At 61.4% G+C, this 19,066-nt stretch carries 21 protein-coding genes; 5 read left to right on the top strand and 16 right to left on the bottom strand.

Annotation, left to right across the window (positions count from 1 at the left end):
• Positions 1-141: 141 nt before the first annotated feature.
• From dgoD to ACU680_RS03650, 3 genes are read right to left on the bottom strand one after another with little or no spacing between them, the layout of a single operon-like run.
• Positions 142-1,290, bottom strand: coding sequence for a galactonate dehydratase (gene dgoD, locus ACU680_RS03660; protein WP_016770960.1), 1,149 nt, complete (start codon positions 1,288-1,290; stop codon positions 142-144).
• A gap of 48 nt (positions 1,291-1,338) precedes the next feature.
• Positions 1,339-1,959 carry a 2-dehydro-3-deoxy-6-phosphogalactonate aldolase gene (locus ACU680_RS03655; protein ID WP_448178666.1) on the bottom strand — a complete coding sequence of 207 codons (621 nt, stop codon included), beginning with the start codon at positions 1,957-1,959 and terminating at the stop codon, positions 1,339-1,341.
• A gap of 19 nt (positions 1,960-1,978) precedes the next feature.
• Positions 1,979-2,968 (bottom strand): 2-dehydro-3-deoxygalactonokinase, encoded by a 990-nt coding sequence (locus tag ACU680_RS03650; RefSeq protein WP_448178665.1) that lies wholly within the window; start codon positions 2,966-2,968, stop codon positions 1,979-1,981.
• A 190-nt stretch (positions 2,969-3,158) separates the two neighbouring features.
• On the opposite strand from ACU680_RS03650, the gene ACU680_RS03645 reads away from it, so the two are divergent.
• A complete protein-coding gene (locus ACU680_RS03645; protein ID WP_448178664.1) occupies positions 3,159-3,632 on the top strand; it encodes a hypothetical protein in 474 nt (157 codons plus the stop codon).
• 3 nt (positions 3,633-3,635) lie between these two features.
• On the opposite strand, the gene ACU680_RS03640 is transcribed toward ACU680_RS03645, so the two are convergent.
• A complete protein-coding gene (locus tag ACU680_RS03640) occupies positions 3,636-4,115 on the bottom strand; it encodes a GNAT family N-acetyltransferase (protein ID WP_007961964.1) in 480 nt (159 codons plus the stop codon).
• Between the two features lie 221 nt (positions 4,116-4,336).
• Here ACU680_RS03640 and ACU680_RS03635 point away from each other — a divergent pair, with 221 nt between their 5' ends.
• From ACU680_RS03635 to ACU680_RS03620, 4 genes are all read left to right on the top strand, one after another.
• Complete coding sequence (locus tag ACU680_RS03635) at positions 4,337-4,990, top strand: HD domain-containing protein (protein WP_448178663.1); 654 nt, start codon at positions 4,337-4,339, stop codon at positions 4,988-4,990.
• Positions 4,991-5,087: 97 nt separating this feature from the next.
• Positions 5,088-5,432 (top strand): hypothetical protein, encoded by a 345-nt coding sequence (locus ACU680_RS03630; protein WP_367085349.1) that lies wholly within the window; start codon positions 5,088-5,090, stop codon positions 5,430-5,432.
• A 44-nt stretch (positions 5,433-5,476) separates the two neighbouring features.
• On the top strand, positions 5,477-5,731 hold the full coding sequence (locus tag ACU680_RS03625; RefSeq protein ID WP_007961959.1) for a hypothetical protein: 255 nt from the start codon (positions 5,477-5,479) through the stop codon (positions 5,729-5,731).
• Positions 5,732-5,873: 142 nt separating this feature from the next.
• Positions 5,874-6,254, top strand: coding sequence for a Rho termination factor N-terminal domain-containing protein (locus ACU680_RS03620; RefSeq protein ID WP_448178662.1), 381 nt, complete (start codon positions 5,874-5,876; stop codon positions 6,252-6,254).
• Positions 6,255-6,378: 124 nt separating this feature from the next.
• Here the strand turns inward: ACU680_RS03620 and ACU680_RS03615 are convergent, their stop codons facing one another.
• From ACU680_RS03615 to ACU680_RS03560, 12 genes are all read right to left on the bottom strand, one after another.
• Complete coding sequence (locus tag ACU680_RS03615) at positions 6,379-7,308, bottom strand: PfkB family carbohydrate kinase (RefSeq protein ID WP_448178661.1); 930 nt, start codon at positions 7,306-7,308, stop codon at positions 6,379-6,381.
• Positions 7,301-8,767 carry a purine-cytosine permease family protein gene (locus tag ACU680_RS03610; protein WP_448178660.1) on the bottom strand — a complete coding sequence of 489 codons (1,467 nt, stop codon included), beginning with the start codon at positions 8,765-8,767 and terminating at the stop codon, positions 7,301-7,303. The genes ACU680_RS03615 and ACU680_RS03610 overlap by 8 nt, the downstream gene beginning before the upstream one ends.
• 202 nt (positions 8,768-8,969) lie before the next feature.
• The gene (locus ACU680_RS03605; RefSeq protein WP_448178659.1) at positions 8,970-9,968 is read right to left on the bottom strand and encodes an ADP-ribosylglycohydrolase family protein; all 999 of its coding nucleotides are present in this window, start codon (positions 9,966-9,968) and stop codon (positions 8,970-8,972) included.
• Entirely contained in the window at positions 9,965-10,678 is a 714-nt protein-coding gene (locus tag ACU680_RS03600; RefSeq protein WP_007967625.1) for a GntR family transcriptional regulator, read from the bottom strand. The genes ACU680_RS03605 and ACU680_RS03600 overlap by 4 nt, the downstream gene beginning before the upstream one ends.
• Before the next feature lie 230 nt (positions 10,679-10,908).
• A complete protein-coding gene (gene araH, locus ACU680_RS03595; protein WP_027612371.1) occupies positions 10,909-11,877 on the bottom strand; it encodes an L-arabinose ABC transporter permease AraH in 969 nt (322 codons plus the stop codon).
• A 12-nt stretch (positions 11,878-11,889) separates the two neighbouring features.
• Positions 11,890-13,434 carry an L-arabinose ABC transporter ATP-binding protein AraG gene (gene araG, locus ACU680_RS03590; RefSeq protein WP_448178658.1) on the bottom strand — a complete coding sequence of 515 codons (1,545 nt, stop codon included), beginning with the start codon at positions 13,432-13,434 and terminating at the stop codon, positions 11,890-11,892.
• Between the two features lie 33 nt (positions 13,435-13,467).
• Entirely contained in the window at positions 13,468-14,472 is a 1,005-nt protein-coding gene (locus tag ACU680_RS03585; RefSeq protein WP_401281569.1) for a substrate-binding domain-containing protein, read from the bottom strand.
• A gap of 277 nt (positions 14,473-14,749) precedes the next feature.
• Complete coding sequence (locus ACU680_RS03580; protein ID WP_448178657.1) at positions 14,750-15,568, bottom strand: SDR family oxidoreductase; 819 nt, start codon at positions 15,566-15,568, stop codon at positions 14,750-14,752.
• 270 nt (positions 15,569-15,838) lie between these two features.
• On the bottom strand, positions 15,839-16,714 hold the full coding sequence (locus ACU680_RS03575; protein ID WP_448178656.1) for an SMP-30/gluconolactonase/LRE family protein: 876 nt from the start codon (positions 16,712-16,714) through the stop codon (positions 15,839-15,841).
• Between the two features lie 132 nt (positions 16,715-16,846).
• The gene (locus ACU680_RS03570; protein ID WP_096794885.1) at positions 16,847-17,563 is read right to left on the bottom strand and encodes a FadR/GntR family transcriptional regulator; all 717 of its coding nucleotides are present in this window, start codon (positions 17,561-17,563) and stop codon (positions 16,847-16,849) included.
• A gap of 192 nt (positions 17,564-17,755) precedes the next feature.
• Positions 17,756-18,316 (bottom strand): DUF1285 domain-containing protein, encoded by a 561-nt coding sequence (locus tag ACU680_RS03565; RefSeq protein ID WP_007967615.1) that lies wholly within the window; start codon positions 18,314-18,316, stop codon positions 17,756-17,758.
• A 15-nt stretch (positions 18,317-18,331) separates the two neighbouring features.
• Positions 18,332-18,937 (bottom strand): DUF4823 domain-containing protein, encoded by a 606-nt coding sequence (locus ACU680_RS03560; protein WP_007950810.1) that lies wholly within the window; start codon positions 18,935-18,937, stop codon positions 18,332-18,334.
• Positions 18,938-19,066 lie beyond the last annotated feature (129 nt).

The following is a 19,066-nucleotide window of genomic DNA, read 5'->3' as shown; positions in this document are numbered from 1 at the left end:
CAGTCGTAAAACTTGCGCCGAACCCTGTGGGAGCTGGCTTGCCAGCGATAGCGGTGCATCTGTCACATCAATGCCGGATGTGCCGCCGTCATCGCTGGCAAGCCAGCTCCCACAGGGGAATTGTGGGGGGTCAGAAGGCACTCACCACTCGGCAAAACTGCCATCGGCATGGCGCCAGATCGGGTTGCGCCAGCGGTGGCCGACGGCGGCGCGTTCGATCACGTATTCCTCGTTGATCTCGATGCCCAGCCCCGGCCCGTTCGGAATCTTCACGAAGCCCTGGTCGTAGTCGAACACCCGCGGATCCTTCACATAGTCGAGCAAATCGTTGCTCTCGTTGTAATGGATGCCCAGGCTCTGCTCCTGGATAAACGCGTTGTAACAAGCCGCATCCAGTTGCAGGCACGCCGCCAGCGCAATCGGCCCCAGCGGGCAATGCAGTGCCAGCGCCACATCGTAGGCTTCGGCCATGTTGGCGATCTTGCGGGTTTCGGTGATACCGCCGGCGTGCGAGGCATCGGGCTGGATGATGTCGACGTAGCCTTCGCTCAACACCCGCTTGAAATCCCAGCGCGAGAACAGCCGCTCACCGAGGGCAATCGGCGTGCTGGTCAACGGCGCCAGCTCCTTCAGCGCTTCGTAGTTTTCGCTGAGCACCGGTTCTTCGATGAACATCAGCTTGTACGGATCGAGTTCCTTCATCAGCACCTTGGCCATCGGCTTGTGCACCCGGCCATGGAAGTCGACGCCAATGCCGACGTTAGGCCCGACGGCATCGCGCACGGCAGCCACGTTGGCCAGGGCCAGATCGACTTTTTCGAAGGTATCGAGGAACTGCAGCTCTTCGGTGCCATTCATTTTCACGGCGGTAAAACCCCGGCTCACCGCCTCCTTCGCGGCGCGTGCGGTATCGGCCGGACGGTCGCCACCGATCCACGAATACACGCGAATCTTGTCGCGCACCTGACCGCCGAGCAGATCGCTGACCGAGACGCCGAGGGCCTTGCCCTTGATGTCCCACAGCGCCTGATCGATACCGGCCAGCGCACTCATGTGGATCGCGCCACCACGGTAGAAGCCACCGCGATACAGCACGGTCCAGATGTCCTCGATGTTGCGTGGGTCTTTGCCGATCAGGTAGTCGGACAATTCCTCAACGGCAGCGGCGACAGTGTGGGCGCGGCCTTCGACCACGGGTTCGCCCCAACCGGTCACGCCCTCATCGGTTTCGACCTTGAGGAAGCACCAGCGCGGCGGGACGATGAAGGTGGTGAGTTTGGTGATTTTCATCTGCTTGTCTCTCTTGTTAGATGCAGCGCACGCAGCGCCGGATAAATCTCAGCGAAGGGCCTTCCAGGCAGCCACGTAGGCCTTGGCATTGGCCGCCACTTGCTCAACCGTCATGCCCGGTTTGAACAGTCCGGAACCGAGGCCGAAACCTTTCACGCCAGCGTCGATGAATGCTTGCATGTTGTCCGGGGTGATCCCGCCGACCGGCGCCAGCACCGTCCCGGAAGGCAACACCGCGAGCCACGCCTTGACCACCGCCGGGCCCATCTGCTCGGCTGGGAACAGCTTGAGAATGTCCGCGCCCTCCTCCAGCGCCGCAAAGGCTTCGGTCGGTGTGGCGACACCCGGCGACAGGTACAACCCCGCCGCTTTCGCTGCGCGCAGCACTTTGGCGTCACTGTGCGGCATGACGATCACCTGGCCGCCGGCAGCTTTCACCAACTCGACCTGCTCCGGGGTCAACACCGTGCCGGCACCGATCAGGCAATTGGCGGGCAAGGTCTGACGCAGAATGCGGATACTTTCGTACGGCGACGGGGAATTGAGCGGTACTTCGATGACGCGAAATCCCGCGGCATACAGGACTTCTCCGACCGCTGCGGCTTCCTGCGGATGCAGGCCACGCAGGATCGCGATCAGACCATTTTGTGCCAGTGCTTGCTTGAGCATGTCAGGCCTCCAGTCAGGGTTAACGGGATGAGGAATCGAGCAGTCCGGCGGCCAGCGCCAGTTGCCACAGGCCGCGCTCGGTGGCCTGCTCGGCCAGCGCCACCCGGGCGAAACCGCAGGCGTCCAGCGCACGGCTGTAGCGGGCGCAGAGTTGCGCGTTGCCAATGAGGATGATCGAGGGCAGATGCGCACTGTTGCGTCGACGCCGCTGGGCTGCGGCAAGCGCTACCAGCTCATGGCCAATCATCAGGCCGGAGAGGTAATCCGCTTGCGCCGTCGGCGCCAGTTCGCCGGTCAGGCCAAGAGTGCGGGCACTGAATAATGTGGAAAGCACGCCAAGTTCGCCGTCCGCCGACAGCGCCACTTGCACGCCACGGTCGAACGCCAGCCCGTCGAACGCCGCACCCTGTTGCTGGGTACGCCCGAGAATGCTGTGTTCACTGAGCACGGCGAACACTTCGCCGGTCATGAAAGTATCGAAATGAGTGATGCAGCCCTCGACCACTTCGACCCACTTGGAATGGCTGCCCGGCAGACCGATCAACAGATCGCCGCCCGCCTCGGTCGACAGGTTCTGCAGCACGCCGAGGACCTGGGTTTCTTCACCGCGCATCACGTTGGGCAGGCGTGAGCGTTGAATCACACCCGGCACGATATGCACCCGCGCGCCGCGAACACTGACAACCGTTTGTAGGGAGTTTCCGAGATTGGCGACGTTCGCCGGCGTTTCGCAGTAGGCCGCTTCGCGCCAGCCCTGGGCGCTGCCGACCATGCCGCAGGCAATCACCGGCAAATCCGGCTGCGCATTGAGCCAGTCGCCGCACGCCTCTTCGAAGGCCAGTTCAAAACCGTCGGCGCATTCACCACCGTTGATGACTCGCGGCGTCTTCGGTAACTGCATGATCCCGGACGACAGCGCACGCTGCTCCAGCACCACGCCACCGGCCGCGAGTTTGTAAGCACGTAATGAGGTCGTCCCCCAGTCGAGTGCGATCAATTGCGCCTGCATCGCTTCACCTGTTTTGTTTTTGGCAGTGAGTGCGAGGGACTATAAACCTGGGCGCAGGAAAATCTCAATATATAAATATCATTCCCATATTATGGGATTTACAAGTGTAACAGCCGTTTCTTCGCCAAATCTCTAAAATGCCGATCCCATTCACGCGACGACCGCTCTCGACAGGTTCAAGGAAGAAAAAATGAAAACCGCTTTAAAGGCGTTACTGCTCTGCAGCGCACTCTGCTTCGCGGCGATCGCCAGCGCCTTGCCCGCTATCAAGGAGGGTGATATCTGGGCTTACAACACCCGGCCGGGTGAAGAAGCCTCGACCTTGACCATCCTCAAAATCGAAAGCTATCCGCACTACGGCACCGTCGTGCATATCCGCGTTGATGGCATTCGGATGATCAACCCGGTCACCGGAGGCGAGTTCACCGCAATGCCCCACCTGCCTTTCCACGCCGAGGCTTTGCAGCGCAGCCTGACTCGTCGCGTGGGAGAGACGGCGCAGATTCCGGATTTCAGTCAGGGCTACACCTACTGGAAAGCGGCCTTCGATGAAGAGAAGGCCGGGGCTTTCAAGATTTCCGTGCGAAAGACACTTGATGGGTTGCTGAGCGGCAATTGGGAAATGACTGATGATGAAACAGCCAAAACCACCTCGACGCCCTGAGGATCATCCCTCGGCAAACTCGCGCAACACCTTGCCATCCATGCGATAGCGCACCCACTCTTCCTGCGGCTGTGCGCCGAGAGATTTGTAGAATTCGATGGCCGGGGTGTTCCAGTCCAGCACGCTCCATTCGAAGCGCCCACAGTCGTTGTCGCAGGCGATTTTCGCCAGATGCCGCAGTAGGGTTTTGCCGGCGCCGCCGCCGCGTTGTTCAGGGGTGATGTAGAGGTCTTCAAGGTACAGGCAATTGCTGCCGAGCCACGTCGAATAGCTGAAGAAGAACACCGCAAAACCGATCGGCACACCGTCACGCAGGCAGATCAAGCCGTGGGCGGTCGCGCCTTCGCTGAACAGGCTGCGCTCGATGTCGGTGACGCTGGCGATCACTTCGTGGCGAGCCTTTTCGAAATCTGCCAGTTCGGTGATAAAGGCGAGGATTTGCGGCGCATCGCTGGGGGTCGCCGGGCGGATTTCGATCGTCATGGACGGGCCTTGTCGGAAATGGAAAGCGCCATACTAAAGCCGTGGGCGGCGCTCGTCACATGCCAAACCTGGTAGAGAACCTTGTGGTGAGGGAATTCATCCCCGATGGGTTGCGCAGCAGCCCTGAAAAACCGGAGTGCATCGCGCTCCATCGGGGATAAATCCCCTCACCACAGCAGTATCATGGGCATCAAAATTTGGGTAAGTCTGCAAGGATGTTCATGAACGCCACTGCTTTTGCGCCGCTCACCTCACTCGCCGCCAAGTTGTTGCCCCACGCTCTGGAGCCGTCCGACGACGGCGCCCATGACCTCGCGCATCTGCAACGGGTCTGGCACAACGTGCGGACCTTTCAGGTCGAGGAAGGCGGTGACCTTGAAGTGCTGCTCGCCGCGGTATTGCTGCACGATTGCGTGTCCGTCGAGAAGAACTCGCCCCAGCGCTCGCAGGCTTCGCGCCTCGCCGCAGAGAAAGCTGCCAACGTGCTGGCGGAACTGGATTGGTCCGCCAGCAAAATCGCCGCCGTCACCCACGCTATCGAAGCCCACAGTTTCTCCGTCAACATCACCCCGCTGACCCTCGAAGCAAAAATCGTCCAGGATGCCGACCGTCTCGACTCGCTGGGCATGCTTGGCGTGGCCCGCACCTTTTACGTCGCCGGGCGCATGGGCAGTGCGCTGTACGACCCGCTCGACCCTGAAGCCAGGGAGCGCGACTACAACGACACACGTTTCTGCCTCGACCACTTCCAGACCAAACTGCTGCACCTCGCCGACGGTTTTCAGACCGAAATCGGTCAGCGTCTGGCGCAGATCCGCCATCAGCGCCTGAAGGGTTTCATGGAGCAGTTCAAGGAAGAAATCGGCCTCGACTGATGACCCTGTGTCTCGACCGTTCGTCGTTCATCAGGCACCAATCCAATCCAGGGGCAGACCAACGACAGGTAAGGAATTCAATCACTGGAGAAGCCCTATGATCCCGTCAAGGTTGACTGCCCTCGTCTTCGCCGCCCTGCTGAGTCCTGCGGTTTTCGCCGCGTCTACCACCGCAGCAGGCACCGGTCCTACCGATCCGGTTCCGTCGCCACGCGCTCCCGCCATTAACAGCGCCCCGGGCATGAACACCGATGGCTCCGGCGTTCCGTTGATCAACCAGCCACCTGCCACCGGCACCGATCCCCGTACCCAAGGCAGTGATCCCGGTCGCCAGGGTGGCATGAACACCCCCGACTCCCCCGCCACACCCGATAACGCCGGCCCCGGCATCGGCTCGAAAACCACCACCGGTGGCTCGGGCTCTGAAGGTGCCGGCCAGTAGTTCGCCGACGCGAGCGTCCTATTCACATCCATGAAGAGGTAACCATGAACGTCGATAAAAACCTGGAAAAAGAAGTCCTCACTCGCCTGCTGCACGCCCATCCAAGCGGACTGGGCAAAGAGGTGCTGGACAACTATCGCGGTGAGAAAGTGGTGGCCAGCGCCCTCGCCGCCCTGCAGGATCGCGGGCTGATCCACCATGGTCATGTGACCTGCAACGAGGCCGGCGAACACTCGTTGAATCTGCCGATCAAGCTCAGTGCGGCGGGCGTCGAAGCGGCGCGAAAGCTGGATGTCTAGAAGCTGTGGTTGTGTGAACGCATGATCGTGCAGGAGCTGCCGCAGGCTGCGAGCTTTTGATCTCGTTTTTTAAAATCAAAAGATCGCAGCCTTCGGCAGCTCCTACACAAGAAACCCATCTACTGATGCAAGGAGAAATCCCATGCCTCGTGGAAGTAAAGACAAATACACCGCCGAACAGAAGCGCAAGGCCGAACACATCGAAGACAGCTACGAGCACAAAGGCCTGTCCAAGGACGAGGCCGAAACGCGGGCTTGGGCGACGGTGAACAAACAGTCGGGCGGCGGCGAAAAGGCTGGCGGTTCGGGGCGCAGGAAACCGGCGAGTGCCAAATCCGAAGATCGCAAGGAATCATCGCGGCGTGCGGTAGCCAGTCGTGAAGGGCATGCGCGCGACAGCAAGGCATCGCGCGAGACGCAGACCGTGGACAGTCTGAGGAAAGAGGCGCGGGCGAAGAATATCGCCGGGCGCTCTTCGATGCGCAAGGATGAGTTGATTGCGGCGTTGCGCAAGGCCGGTTGATATTTGTTGTGAGGCTGATGGCCTTATCGCTGGCAAGCCAGCTCCCACAGGGATTCCGGGGTACACAAATTTGCGTTTCACCTTGTAAACCTGTGGGAGCTGGCTTGCCAGCGAAAGCGTCAGATCAATCGCCGCAGACTTCGCGGATAAACCCATCCACCTCAGCCGCCCCCGGCGCAGTCGCCGGCCCCCACCGCGTCACCGCCAAAGCCGCCGCCGCATTCGCCCGGCGTGCCGCCTCAAGCGCATTCAAACCCTGCGCCAATCCGGCGACGAACACTCCGGCATGAGCATCACCCGCGCCGTTGCTGTCGACTGCCTTCACGGCAAACCCCGGCACTTGCCGACGCTCGCCAGCCTGCTGAATCCAGCACCCCTGCGGCCCGTCGCGCACCACCATCAGCACGTCTTTCGGTAGATGCTCGGCGAGGCGATCCAGGGCCGCCGCAATGTCCGCAGCCCCGGTAAACCGCAACGCCTCCACGCTGTTGCTGGTCCACACATCGATGCGTGGCAACAGCGCCTGCATCAACGCCGAGTCCGGCGATTCCACCAACGGGCCCGGATCAAACACCACGCTGATCACCTCTGGCAGCGCCAGCGTCCAGTCCAGCAAAGCTTGCGCCTTGCCTGCATGCAGCAGGCTGTAGCCGCTGACGTAGACATAATCGCCCGCCTCGGCGGCCACGCTGTTCAGGTCGTCCTGTGTCACTTCGCCTTCAGCGCCGATGTAGGAAATGAAACTGCGCTCGGTCGACGCATCGGTCAACGCCACGCAAATCCCGGTGTCGCGCTGCGCAGACGTCTGGATGCCGATTTGAATACCTTCAGCGTTCATCGCCTGACGCGCCAGATCACCAAAACGCCCGGTGCCATGACGACCGAGATAGACCACCGGCAAACCGTTGCGCACAGCTGCGGCCATCACGTTGAAACCGCCACCGGCCTCGAAAGAGGCAGACTGCGCCAGCACATCGCCGCCGATTTGCGGCAGCTGATCCACGGCCATGACCAGGTCGATGATGACCTGGCCGGTGTGCAACATCTTAGGCATGAGCATTCTCGCCTTGCGCGGCGCGGCGATCTTTCGCCCCACCGAGAACCCAGTAAATGCCACCGGCCACCACGAAGGTCACGATCCAGCCCAGACCGTTGTGGCCCAGCCACGAGTCAGACAGGAAGCCCTTGAACCAGACGTTTTCGGCGGTGGTGCCGATGGTGGTGAAACTGAAACCGAGCACGATGGCAATCGCCCACGCGCCGAACGCGCGCCACTCGATGCCGCCGCGATACCAGTAGGCGCTGCTCGGGCTGACGTCGAGCAAGTCTTTGGGGCTGTAGTAGTGACGGTGAATCAGATCGACGACAAAGATCCCGACCCACGCAGTGATCGGCACCGCCAGCAGCGAAATGAAGGTAATGAACGGGCCGTAGAAGCTGTCGGCAATCAACATGAAGTAGATCGAGCCGGCGAAGATCGCCACGATGTCGACCACCACTGCGTAGACGCGTTTGACCTTCAGACCGAGGGTAAGCGTGGTCAGACCGGCCGAGTACACCGAGAGGTTGTTCGACAGCAGCAGACCACCGAACGCGGTGATCAGGTACGGCACGGCCATCCACGTCGGTAGCATGTCGCGGATTGCCACGATCGGGTCAGTCGCTGACGCCAGGTCATTGTTGCCCACCGACAGCAGACCGCCGAGGGTGATCAGCAGCACCAGCGGAATCCCCGCACCGAACGCCGCCGAGGCGACCAGCCGCACCGCCTTGACGCTGCGGTGCTGATAGCGCGACATGTCGGCGCCGGCGTTGGCCCAGCCGATCCCGGTGCCGGCGGCCATGGTGCCGATGCCGATGATCATCGCGCTCATGGGGGCGGGTGTGGCGTTGAACACCGCGCTCCAGTCGATGGTCGCGCAAAGGAAGCCGCCGACCAGAATGTTCAGCGCGCCGAACACGTAGGTCGCCCACTTCTGGATCAACAGTAAGGTGGCGTGACCGAGGCCGGAAACCGACAGGGTCAGCAGCACGAAAATGGCGATGAAGATCAGCGTCAGCACCGGCGCACTCTTCGCCTCAACCGGCGAGCCGAACAGGATCGAACACAGCGACAGCAGCACGAACGCGGCGGTGGTGGTGTTGACCGTTTCCCAGCCCAGACGCGACATCAGCGACACCAGCGTCGGGCCGATATTGCCGCGTACACCGAAGATCGCTCGCGACAACGTCAGGCTCGGCGCACGGCCACGACGACCGGCAATCGAGATGATCCCGACCACGGCGAACGAACCGGCGGCGCCGACGATGGCAACGATGATCGCCTGCCAGATCGCCAGCCCGCGAAACGCCACCAGCGTGGCACCCAGCGGCAGGCCGAGAATGGAAATGTTGGCGGCGAACCAGACCCAGAACAGTTGCAGCGGATGACCGTTGCACTCGGCTTCCGGCACCGGCTCGATGCCCCGGGTTTCCAGTTGCCCGGCGCTTGGCCCGGCGTTTGATGAACTCATGAACAGTGCTCCTGTTTGCCTTTATTGTGGTTGTGGGCAATGACGCAAAATTTATTGCTCTTGTGGCGAGGGAGCTTGCTCCCGCTCGGCTGCGCAGCAGTCGTAATCCAGACAATGGGGTATGTCTGACACAGGGTGCCGGCAGGGTTTGGGGCCGCTTCGCAGCCCAGCGGGAGCAAGCTCCCTCGCCACAGTTATGTGGTCAACGCAGGCTCAACAGCCCCTGCACCAACGGTTCAAGCTCCAGATGATTGACCGCCTTGACCGTGGCAATCATCGGCGCCGGCCAGCTCTCAAGGCCCAGGCAGGCCCCGAGCATGGCGCCGAGAATCGCCGCGATGGTGTCGGTGTCACCGCCCAGGCTGGCGGCCATGCACAACGCATCGAACGCGCTCATCTCGCCGACCGCCACTTGCTGCGCCAGGGCGAACGAGACCACCACCGACTCTTGCGAAGCCACCGACGTGCCGATCACGTCGTACAGCAGATCCGCCAGCAACGCCTTGTCGCTGTCGACGCTGATGCTGCGCGCCCAACTGATGCGCGAAGCGATGCGTCCGCCGGCCACCCAGTGACCATGTGCCTCGGCCTGTTGCGCAATCTGCTGGCCGAGGTTCAACGCCTCGCCCAGGTCCATGCCGTTGATCCCGGCCGAAACCACCGCCGCCACCGCCGCCGCGCTGGAAATCCCCAGCGTGGTGTTGTGGGTGACCTGACAGGCCTGCACCACGGCCAAGATGAAACGCTCGGGATCAGCGACGTCTGCGGCGATGCCCACCGGGGTGATGCGCATCGCTGCGCCGTTGGTGGTGCCGTAGCGCCCGGCTTCTTCCGGCGAGTGGCCGGCGAGGATCATTTCAATGGCGCGTTTGGTCGATGGGCCGAGCAGGTCCTGCGAGCCCTTGGCCTGCATCTCGGCTTCCCACTCGATCAGCCGTTGGGCAAGCACTGCCGGCTCGATCCGGCCTTTGCCTTCGACCAGCAACTGACCGACCAGAATCGCCTGTTCGGTGTCATCGGTGATCGAGCCTTTGGGCATATTGGCAGCGATCGGTTGCAAAGGACCGGCGTCCTGCAGATCGGTGATGTGGCCGAAGCGGGTCTTGATCGTTTCGCGGTTCAGCGATTGCGTCGGCATGCCCAGCGCATCACCGAGGGCCAGGCCATAAAACGCACCGAGGGCACGGTTGAGCGCGGTCATTTCTGTTCTCCAAATTGCAGGTGCAGACGGAAATGCACCGGGTCGAGCAGGCTTTCGACCTGCTCCATGAAACGGTTTTGCCGGTCGTAAGTGGTGCGCAAGGCCTTGAGAAACACAGTGCCTTCTGCGCGACCGAGCAGCTCGGCGTCCACGGCATTCAGCGGTTCGGCGCCGATCCACTGATCGCCGCGCTCGCCGATGTAGCCGTAGGCGGCCAGAGTGATGGTCAGCGAGTTGTCGATAAGACCGACCCGCGGCAGGCTTTCCAGGCCTCCGGTGGCCGGCAACAGCGAGCGTTCGAGGGAGACCAGCGTGCCGTCATTGGAACGCCGGCGTCGGTCGAGGGTGATGAACTGGTCGGTGCCGAAGCGCGAGAGCAGATCCGGTCGGGTAACGGCTTCCAGGCGCAACACTTCGGTGTTGATCAGCGCCCCGCTGTCGGCCAGCGCCTGCGCCCAGCCGCTGCGCTGATCGAGCACCACACCGTCAAACGTGACGATCGAGCCGACCCCGCTTTGCGTGGCGATGTAATTGCGCCGCTTCAGTTCGGCCAGCGCCTCACGCAACGTGCCACGGCTGACGTTGAATTCCTGAGCCAACTGATGCTCGCCGGGCAACAGAAAGCCGTCCTCCATGAGGCCGCTTTCGATGCGCCGGACGAGCTCGTCGACCACCCGTTGTTTCTTGTCAAATCGTACCTGTCTAATCATGTACAAAGTGATACCCGAAACGGATGAGGGCGGGCAAGGAGTTTTTAAGGGTTCGGACAGAAGGAATGCATCACTGTGGCGAGGGAGCTTGCTCCCGCAGGGCTGCGGAGCGGCCCCAAAACCGGCGACAAGGATAAGTCTGACACACCGCACTGTCCGGATTTGCGACTGCTGCGCAGCCGAGCGGGAGCAAGCTCCCTCGCCACAAAATTATGCTTCGCCAGTTAGAATCAGCGTTGTTTCAGGCGGTCGATGACGACGGCCAGCAACAAAATCGAACCGCGAATCACATACTGATAAAACGTATCAATGTTCTTCAGGTTCATCGCATTCTCGATGATCGCCAGAATCAGCACCCCGGCAATCACGTGGCGGATCATGCCGATCCCGCCGCTCAGCGACACCCCGCCAAGCACGCATGCCGAGATCACCGTCAGCTCGAAACCCTGGCCGATCATTGGCTGCCCGGAGGTCATGCGCGAAGCGAGAATCACCCCGGCCAGCGCGCCGATCACACCGTGCACGGCGAAGATGATGATCTTGGTCCGGTCAACGTTCACCCCGGCGAGCAACGCTGCTTCCTGGTTGCCACCGATGGCCATGGTGTTGCGCCCGTAGGTGGTGTAGTTCAGCAGCCAGCCGAAGAACAGGAAGCAGACGATGGTGATCAGGATCGGCACCGGCACGCCGAACAACTGACCGTTGCCGAAGACGAAGAACGACTCCTGCGACACGCCCACCGCTTTGCCGTTGGCAAAAATGTAGGCCAGGCCCCGGACGATCTGCATGGTCGCCAGCGTGGTGATCAACGCGTTGACCCGCAACTTGGCAATCACGATGCCGTTGATCAGCCCGACAATCAGGCCCATCACCAGCGCCGCGCTGACGCCGAGGAACACGCTGTTGGTGTCGCGCATCACCACCGCCGCCACCACCCCGGCGCAGGCGATTACCGAACCCACCGACAGGTCGAAGTGCCCCGACGCCAGGCAATACAGCATGGTGCACGCGGCAATGCCGGTGGTGGAAATCGCCAGACCCAGCCCGCGCATGTTCAGCGGCGATAGGAAGTTATCGATCAGCAGCGTGCAGGCGACGAAGATACCGATGGCCGCCAGCAGCATGACCCAGTCGTCGAGGAAGCGCCGCAGGTCCAGCGGTTTGCGGGGAGTCGGCAGCGCCTTGTTTTGGATGGTCATCATGTTCACCTCTCAGTTCGCCACGCCGTCAGCGCGATGGCGCGGCAAAGCCAGTTGCAGCAGGTTGGATTCATTGGCCTGGTCGCGGCTGACTTCGCCGCGCAGCGCGCCTTCGCAGAGCACCAGAATGCGGTCGGAAATGCCCATCACCTCCATGAGGTCGCTGGACACCACGATCACCGAAATTCCGTCGGCGGCCAGGTTATGGATGATCTGGTAGATCTCGGCCTTGGCGCCGATGTCGATGCCGCGAGTCGGCTCGTCGAGCAGCAGCACCTTCATCGGCATCGACAGCCAGCGCCCGAGAATGGCCTTCTGCTGATTGCCGCCGGAGAGGAATTTGATCGGCTGCCCGGCGTGCGGGGTTTTGACTTTCAGCGCCTTGATCTGCTTGTCGGCGTTGCCCTTCTCCCACAGTCCGCGCAGCAGGCAGCCGAGGTTGGCATTGGCGCCGCGCGCGCTGATGTTGATGTTCTCGGCAACGCTGGCCAGCGGGATGATTCCCTCTTTTTTGCGGTCCTCGGGGCACAGCAGGATCCCGGCGGCAATCGCGTCGCGCGGTGAGCGCAACTTCAATTCATGCCCCCGCAGTTCGAGGCGTCCGGCGGTGTTGCGTTCAAGCCCGCTGAGCAAGCGAAACAGTTCGGTGCGCCCGGCCCCGACCAGGCCGAACAGGCCGAGAATTTCGCCCTTGTGCGCCTCGAAACTCACCGGCTCACGCAGCCCCGGGCCAAGCAGACCGTCGACCTTCAACGCCACCGCGCCGCGTGGACGACTGCGGTAATCGTAGATGTCCTGAATGTCGCGGCCGACCATGCAGGTCACCAGTTGATCGTGGGTCAACTGGCTCATGTCATCGAAGGTGCGCACATAACGACCGTCCTTGAACACCGTCACCGCATCGCAAATGCGGAACACTTCTTCCATGCGATGGGAGACGTAGAGCACCACTTTGCCCTCATCGCGCAGGCGGCTGATGATCGCCATCAAACGGTCGATTTCGCGCGCCGAGAGGCTGCTGGTCGGCTCATCGAAGGCGATCACATGCGCGCCACGGGACAGCGCCTTGGCGATTTCCACCAGTTGTCGCTGGCCGAGCGACAGGCGCCCGACCTTGGTCTGCGGATCGATTTCATCGGCCAGCCCTTTGAGGCAGGCCAGGGCATTCTGGCGCAGCACGCCACGATTGATCAGGCCGAAACTGGCCGGCAGATGGCCGAGAAACAGGTTCTCGGCCACGCTCATTTCCGGCACCAGATGCAGCTCCTGGTGAATCACCGCGACGCCGCTGCCAATACTGTCGGCGGTCGACTTGAAGGCCATGGTCTGCTCGCCGATCTGCAACTCGCCACTGCTGGGAATGTAGGCGCCGCCGAGGATTTTCAGCAGGGTCGATTTGCCGGCGCCATTCTCGCCCATCAAGGCGTGTACCTGCCCCGGATGGGCGACGAAGCTGATGGCGTCCAGCGCCTTGACCCCGGGAAAGGTTTTGCCGATCCCGTTGAAACGCAGGCTGCCGCCGCTGCTGTTTGCATGTGTCTGTACTTGCGCGTGCATCTGAGTCACCTCTTCACACCGATCGAGCAGCCATCAATTCCACAGGCCGATTTTTTCCAGCTCTTGCTTGAAGTTCTCGCGGGTGATCAGGGTGACGTCGTCCATCGCCGTGTACTTGGGCGGCTCTTTGCCGGTGGTGACCCACTCGTACATCATCTCGGCGGTCTTGTAGCCTTCGATGTGCGGGCTTGGCAGCATCGAACCGAAGAAACCGCTGTTGGGCTTTTTCAGCTCGCCGATGGCGTCGGTGCCGTTGATGCCGATGCCAATCACGTTGGCCGCAGCGAACCCGGCGGCTTCGGTGGCGCGCACGCCGCCCAGCACCGTGTTGTCGTTCATGCCGCCAATGATCAGGTTCTTCGCTGCGCTGGGCAGCTTGACCAGCGCCGAGTTGGTGGCGTCCATGCTGCCTGGTACGTCGAGGGTTTTCAGCGCGGCGGTCAGGATGTGGTCTTTCGGCAGGCCGGCGTCTTCGAGCGCCTTCATCGAACCGTCGGTGCGCTTCTTGCCGGTGTCGAGTTCGTTGTAGGTGTTGACCACCGCGTAGGTGTCTTTCCAGTCCCAGTTGCGTTTCTTCGCCTCCGCGACCATCGCATTGCCCTGCTTCTGGCCGACCTCGAACGCGGCCATGCCGAGGTACGGCACGTCTTCCATGAACTTGCCGTTGGCGTCGACGAAACGGTCGTCGACGGCGATCACTTTGAGGTCATTGAGTTTGGCTTTGGCCATGATCGCCGGGCCGAGCGAGACGTCCGGCGGGCAGATCACGAAGCCTTTGGCGCCGTTGGCGGCGAGGCTGTCGATGGCCGAGAGGGTTTTCTCGCCGTCTGGAACGGCAATCTTGATCAGTTCGAAGCCTTTGTCCTTGGCGGCTTTCTCGGCGAAGGCCCACTCGGTCTGGAACCACGGCTCTTCAGCCTGCTTGACCAGGAAACCGATTTTCACGGCATCGGCAGCCAGCAGCGAACTGCTCAGACTGAACGCGGTGACCGCCAGGGCGGCACTGCACAGGGTACGAATCCCGAAACGACGTTTCATAAGCTGACTCCTTGTTATTTTTTTGAGCAAATTAAACAGTTTGTGGCGAGGGAGCTTGCTCCCGCTGGGCTGCGAAGCGGCCCTGAAACCGGTTACCTCGGTCAATCAAACACACCGCGCAGCCCGAATTTACGACTGCTGCGCAGCCGAGCGGGAGCGAGCTCCCTCGCCACAGGTGTGGTGGCGTGACACGTACTGCTGCAAAGCCTTTTGAAAATAGTCATATCATATGATGATTGGATTTCACGCGGAGTTCACCGCCTGAAACCCGATCCACTCAGTCGTGGTACATCACCGAGCGCCCACCATCGATGGTGATGCACGAGGCGTTGATGAACGGCGCTTCATCGCTGGCCAGGAAGACGGCGGTCATCGCCACTTCGAGCGGCTGGCCGATGCGTTTTGGCGGGTGCAGATCGAATGCGCGCTGACGCTCGGCGTGCGGATCGGCAAAACCGTTCCAGTAATCGACGTTGAGTTGCGTCTCGATGTAGCCCGGGGCGATAGCGTTGACCCGAACGCCCTTCGCCGCGTACTCGATACCCAGCGCCCGGGTCAGCCCAAGCAGGCCGTGCTTGGCCACCGGATACGGGAAGCAGCCGGGAATGATGTGGCTGGAATGGGTCGAGGCGATGTTGATAATGCTGCCGACGCCCTGCTCGATCATCTGCGGCAACACGGCTTTGCAGCCGTACCAGGCGCCGTCCAGATCGATGGCGAAGCAGCGACGCCAGTCTTCTTCGGTCATTTGCAGCGGATCGCGGAACACGTTGACCCCGGCGCAATTGACCAGCACGTCGATGCGCCCGTGCAGCTCAACCGCCAGTCTGGCCATGGCGTGCAAGTCCTGCTGGCGCGAGACGTCAGCCTTGATCGCCTGCACGTCGTAGCCCTTGTCGCGCCAGTGGGCGGCAACCTTCTCGACCTTCTCTGCCTGAATATCGCTGATCACCAGTCTGGCCTGCTGCGAGGAGAAGGTCGCAACGATCGCCTCGCCGATGCCTTGAGCGGCGCCGGTCAGCAGCACCACTTTGTTTTTCAAACGCTCACCCTTCGGCGGCGCGGGCACCAGCGGCAAAGAAAGAGGTTCAGCCATGGATCAGGACTCCTGTTCGTCAGCACAAAAAAACCGGGCATCTGCCGATGTCCGGTCTGGAAGACTGTGAAAACGAAACAGGCAGGCGCGGCGAGCGACGCCGGGCCGTTGCGAGACGCTGACTCCGCTGAGGAGTGCGATAGAGGTTCGCTGCATCACTTCACCTGTTTTGTTCTTTTTAAGTGTGAGTGCGTGTTACTGCTGGAGCCGACTATAAACCCGACCGACAAATAATCTCAATATATAATTTTGCATCCCATATTTTGGGATTTATCCAGCAAATCGTGTGCAGAGTTTGCCCGGCACATCGACGCGCATCGACAGGACTGCGCCATCCAGTGGATGGTTGTGCGGACTCTGGGCGCTGGTGATGTACAGGGTTTTCAGGTCTTCGCCGCCGAATACGCAACTGGTTGGCCGGCTGACAGGCAGATCGATTTTGCGGTCGACCTTGCCGTCCGGCGTCAGACGCAGCAGGCAGCTGCCGTCCCAACGGGCGTTCCAGACATAACCCTCGGCGTCGACTGCCGATCCGTCCGGGCCGCCATTCTGGTCAGGGCCATACCAGATCTCGGCGTTATCCAGATTGCCATCGGTGTGAATGAAATAGCGATTGAGCGCCCCGTCGAGGCTGTCGCCGAACAGCAGTCTGGTGCCCTCATCACTCCACAACAGCGTGTTAGGAATGCCCAGGCCGCGCAGCAATGGCGTGACGCGCTGGTCGGGATCAATGCGAAACAAGCCACCGGAACGACGCTCAATCGGCAGGTCTTCGCCGTGGTCGCCGATGTTGTTCTGCATGGTGCCGAGCCACAGCCGACCCTGAGCGTCGCAGCGCGCTTCGTTGGGCCGATTGCCCGGTTGCGGGTCGGCGATGCAGAACAGTGTCAGGCGTGGCTCAAGGCCCGGTGAATCGAGATCCAGACGATAGACGCCGCTGCTCAGGGTCACCAGCGCATCGCCGCTGGCACAGGGGATGAAGGCGGAAACGTGCTCGGGCATCTGCCAGATCTGCACGTTGTTGCCGATCAGCCGCAGCGCCTGCTTGCCGGCGATATCGACCCAGTACAGTGCCTGGGTCGGGGCGTCCCAGAATGGCCCTTCGCCGAGCTTGGCGCGGTGTTGGGTTACGGCGGTCAACGGCATATTGAATCCTTCATGTTGTTGTTTTAACTGTAGGAGTGAGCCTGCTCGCGATAGCGGTGGGTCAGTGACGACGATTGTGACTGACCCACCGCTATCGCGAGCAGGCTCACTCCCACAGGGGGATTTGTGTTTTCAGCTGGCTTTTTTGTCGGCCATCACCTGCGGGTAAAAGCGTTTGATCGCAAGGTCTGCGTTGTCGATCAAGGTCATGCAGGCCCACACCCCGCGCGCTGAATCACGGGCAGCAATGGCGTCGGCCATGTCCTTGTGGATCGGCAAGGTGCGACGCAGTTCATCGGGGTCGGCGGCGGAGACTTCGAACGACACGGCGAGCAAGGCGCCGAGGGCCGGGACCATTTGCTCGATGAACTGGTTGTGGCTGGCGGCCAGAATGCATTCGTGGAAGGACTGGTCGGCACGGTTGTAGTCGATGCCGCTGTCGACCGCCCGCTCCAACGCGTTGTAGGCCAGTTGCACCGCGTGAATCTGCTCCAGACTGGCGCGCTCGCAGGCCCAGCGCACAGCCATCGGTTCGATGGTACGGCGCAGGTCGAGCAGGTCATCAACAAAGTTTTCCGGCAGGCCGTTGCGTGAGAGCCAGCCGACGACTTGCGGATCAAACAGGTTCCAGCGCCGCACCGGCAACACGCGGGTACCGACTTTCGGCCCGACTTCGAGCATGCCTTTGGCAACCAGGGTTTTGATCGCTTCGCGGATCACGGTGCGGCTGACACCTAACTGCTCGCCCAGATCCGCCTCGACCTTGATCGCCTGCCCCGGCTTGACCTGGCCAGCGGCAATCCAGCTGCCCAGCCAATCGACCGTTGACGCATGAAAGCTGCTGGACATGGACACCTCAAAGCGGATCGCGATGGGTGTCCACGCTAATGATCATATGATTAACAGTCAATCGGGATTTTAAGGTGATTCTCAAAACCAATGTGGGAGCGAGCTTGCTCGCGAAAGCGGTGTATCAATCAACCTAAGTATCGACTGACTTACCGTCTTCGCGAGCAGGCTCGCTCCCACAGTGATTTGTGTTTAAGGCTCGAGGCCGATGCGGAAGAACTCGCCACCGCTCCACACACCGAGCCAGCGCTGCCCGTCGATTTCACGACTGACCGCCAGCTCCACCAGCTGGTAAAACACATTGCGGTGAATCAGCGCTTCGAGGTTGGTACGCACATGCACGTAAGGCGCAGGTTCCTGAGTGGTCGGGTCGATCTCGACGCGGATCGGATGTTCCGGCCCGGCCTCGGCGGTCTCTTCAACGTTGGTGGTGAAACGCAGGACCTGCGCCTCGCCCTCGCCTTCCACTTCCACGGCAATCGCCACGAACGGCGCGTCGTCGACCTTGATCCCGACCTTCTCGACCGGGGTAATCAGGAAATAATCATCGCCGTCGCGGCGGATGATGGTGGAGAACAGCTTGACCATCGGCTTGCGCCCGATAGGCGTGCCCAGGTAATACCAGGTGCCGTCGCGGGCGATGCGCATGTCGATGTCGCCGCAGAAGTCCGGGTTCCACAAGTGCACCGGCGGCAGGCCTTTGGTTTTGGGGATCTGCCCCAACAGGTCATTGGCTTTTTGCGGTCCACTCATGGCGTACTCCTTGGTTTATTGGTCGCCGACCCCCAACAGGCTGCGCGCATATTGCGCCAGCGGCGGGCCGATCAGGTCTTCCGGCTTGTTATCGTGGAACGTCAGTAAACCGCCACGACTCTTGATGCGCGCAGTATCAATCAAATACTGGGTGCTGGTCTCGATCAACATGATCTGAATCACCCCGCCGTCGATGCCCAGGCGATCCACGGCTTCCTGATCGAGCCATTCGTCAGAGTTGCCGATGCGGTCGTCAGCCTTGGCGAAGCGGGTGTACAGCAGGTAGTGCGCGCCGGCATCTCGAGCTTCGCCCATCGCTTGGTCAAGACCTTCCGGGGCACGGGCGCGGCGGACCATCGGGAAGTATTCGACAAAGCCCTTGAACGCTTCTTCAGCCACCACGTTCGGCCGTGGGTAGGAGCCACCCGGCGGTGCGAATGAACCTTGGGCGATGTAGATGAACGAGTCCGGCTGAATGCGGAAATTGTTCACCCGACGGCTGTCGCTGTGATCCAGCAGCCCCGCGTCGCTCATCTGATAGCGAGTGCCTTCGGCCATATCGCTGACAGTCATACAGCCGCCAAGCGCCAAAACGGCCAGCAGCAAAACCAGGCTACGCATCCTCATCCTCCAGAAGCCGGTGACGGAAAACCGGCGAATGGCCGTTGGATGCAGCTTTTGCGCCAGTCCTTGTAACTGCGCAGGTATCCGATTTGAAATAAGGTATTTGTGGCGAGGGAGCTTGCTCCC

This window comes from Pseudomonas sp. LF020, from assembly GCF_053456425.1.
The sequence above is the reverse complement of the archived record's forward strand: the minus strand, read 5'-3'. Positions and strand labels throughout refer to the sequence as shown.

Bases quoted from the DNA above. Each gene is read 5' to 3' on its own strand.
- dgoD (WP_016770960.1), bottom strand. From the start codon at position 1,290: ATGAAAATCACCAAACTCACCACCTTCATCGTCCCGCCGCGCTGGTGC.
- ACU680_RS03655 (WP_448178666.1), bottom strand. From the start codon at position 1,959: ATGCTCAAGCAAGCACTGGCACAAAATGGTCTGATCGCGATCCTGCGT.
- ACU680_RS03650 (WP_448178665.1), bottom strand. From the start codon at position 2,968: ATGCAGGCGCAATTGATCGCACTCGACTGGGGGACGACCTCATTACGT.
- ACU680_RS03645 (WP_448178664.1), top strand. From the start codon at position 3,159: ATGAAAACCGCTTTAAAGGCGTTACTGCTCTGCAGCGCACTCTGCTTC.
- ACU680_RS03640 (WP_007961964.1), bottom strand. From the start codon at position 4,115: ATGACGATCGAAATCCGCCCGGCGACCCCCAGCGATGCGCCGCAAATC.
- ACU680_RS03635 (WP_448178663.1), top strand. From the start codon at position 4,337: ATGAACGCCACTGCTTTTGCGCCGCTCACCTCACTCGCCGCCAAGTTG.
- ACU680_RS03630 (WP_367085349.1), top strand. From the start codon at position 5,088: ATGATCCCGTCAAGGTTGACTGCCCTCGTCTTCGCCGCCCTGCTGAGT.
- ACU680_RS03625 (WP_007961959.1), top strand. From the start codon at position 5,477: ATGAACGTCGATAAAAACCTGGAAAAAGAAGTCCTCACTCGCCTGCTG.
- ACU680_RS03620 (WP_448178662.1), top strand. From the start codon at position 5,874: ATGCCTCGTGGAAGTAAAGACAAATACACCGCCGAACAGAAGCGCAAG.
- ACU680_RS03615 (WP_448178661.1), bottom strand. From the start codon at position 7,308: ATGCCTAAGATGTTGCACACCGGCCAGGTCATCATCGACCTGGTCATG.
- ACU680_RS03610 (WP_448178660.1), bottom strand. From the start codon at position 8,767: ATGAGTTCATCAAACGCCGGGCCAAGCGCCGGGCAACTGGAAACCCGG.
- ACU680_RS03605 (WP_448178659.1), bottom strand. From the start codon at position 9,968: ATGACCGCGCTCAACCGTGCCCTCGGTGCGTTTTATGGCCTGGCCCTC.
- ACU680_RS03600 (WP_007967625.1), bottom strand. From the start codon at position 10,678: ATGATTAGACAGGTACGATTTGACAAGAAACAACGGGTGGTCGACGAG.
- araH (WP_027612371.1), bottom strand. From the start codon at position 11,877: ATGACCATCCAAAACAAGGCGCTGCCGACTCCCCGCAAACCGCTGGAC.
- araG (WP_448178658.1), bottom strand. From the start codon at position 13,434: ATGCACGCGCAAGTACAGACACATGCAAACAGCAGCGGCGGCAGCCTG.
- ACU680_RS03585 (WP_401281569.1), bottom strand. From the start codon at position 14,472: ATGAAACGTCGTTTCGGGATTCGTACCCTGTGCAGTGCCGCCCTGGCG.
- ACU680_RS03580 (WP_448178657.1), bottom strand. From the start codon at position 15,568: ATGGCTGAACCTCTTTCTTTGCCGCTGGTGCCCGCGCCGCCGAAGGGT.
- ACU680_RS03575 (WP_448178656.1), bottom strand. From the start codon at position 16,714: ATGCCGTTGACCGCCGTAACCCAACACCGCGCCAAGCTCGGCGAAGGG.
- ACU680_RS03570 (WP_096794885.1), bottom strand. From the start codon at position 17,563: ATGTCCAGCAGCTTTCATGCGTCAACGGTCGATTGGCTGGGCAGCTGG.
- ACU680_RS03565 (WP_007967615.1), bottom strand. From the start codon at position 18,316: ATGAGTGGACCGCAAAAAGCCAATGACCTGTTGGGGCAGATCCCCAAA.
- ACU680_RS03560 (WP_007950810.1), bottom strand. From the start codon at position 18,937: ATGCGTAGCCTGGTTTTGCTGCTGGCCGTTTTGGCGCTTGGCGGCTGT.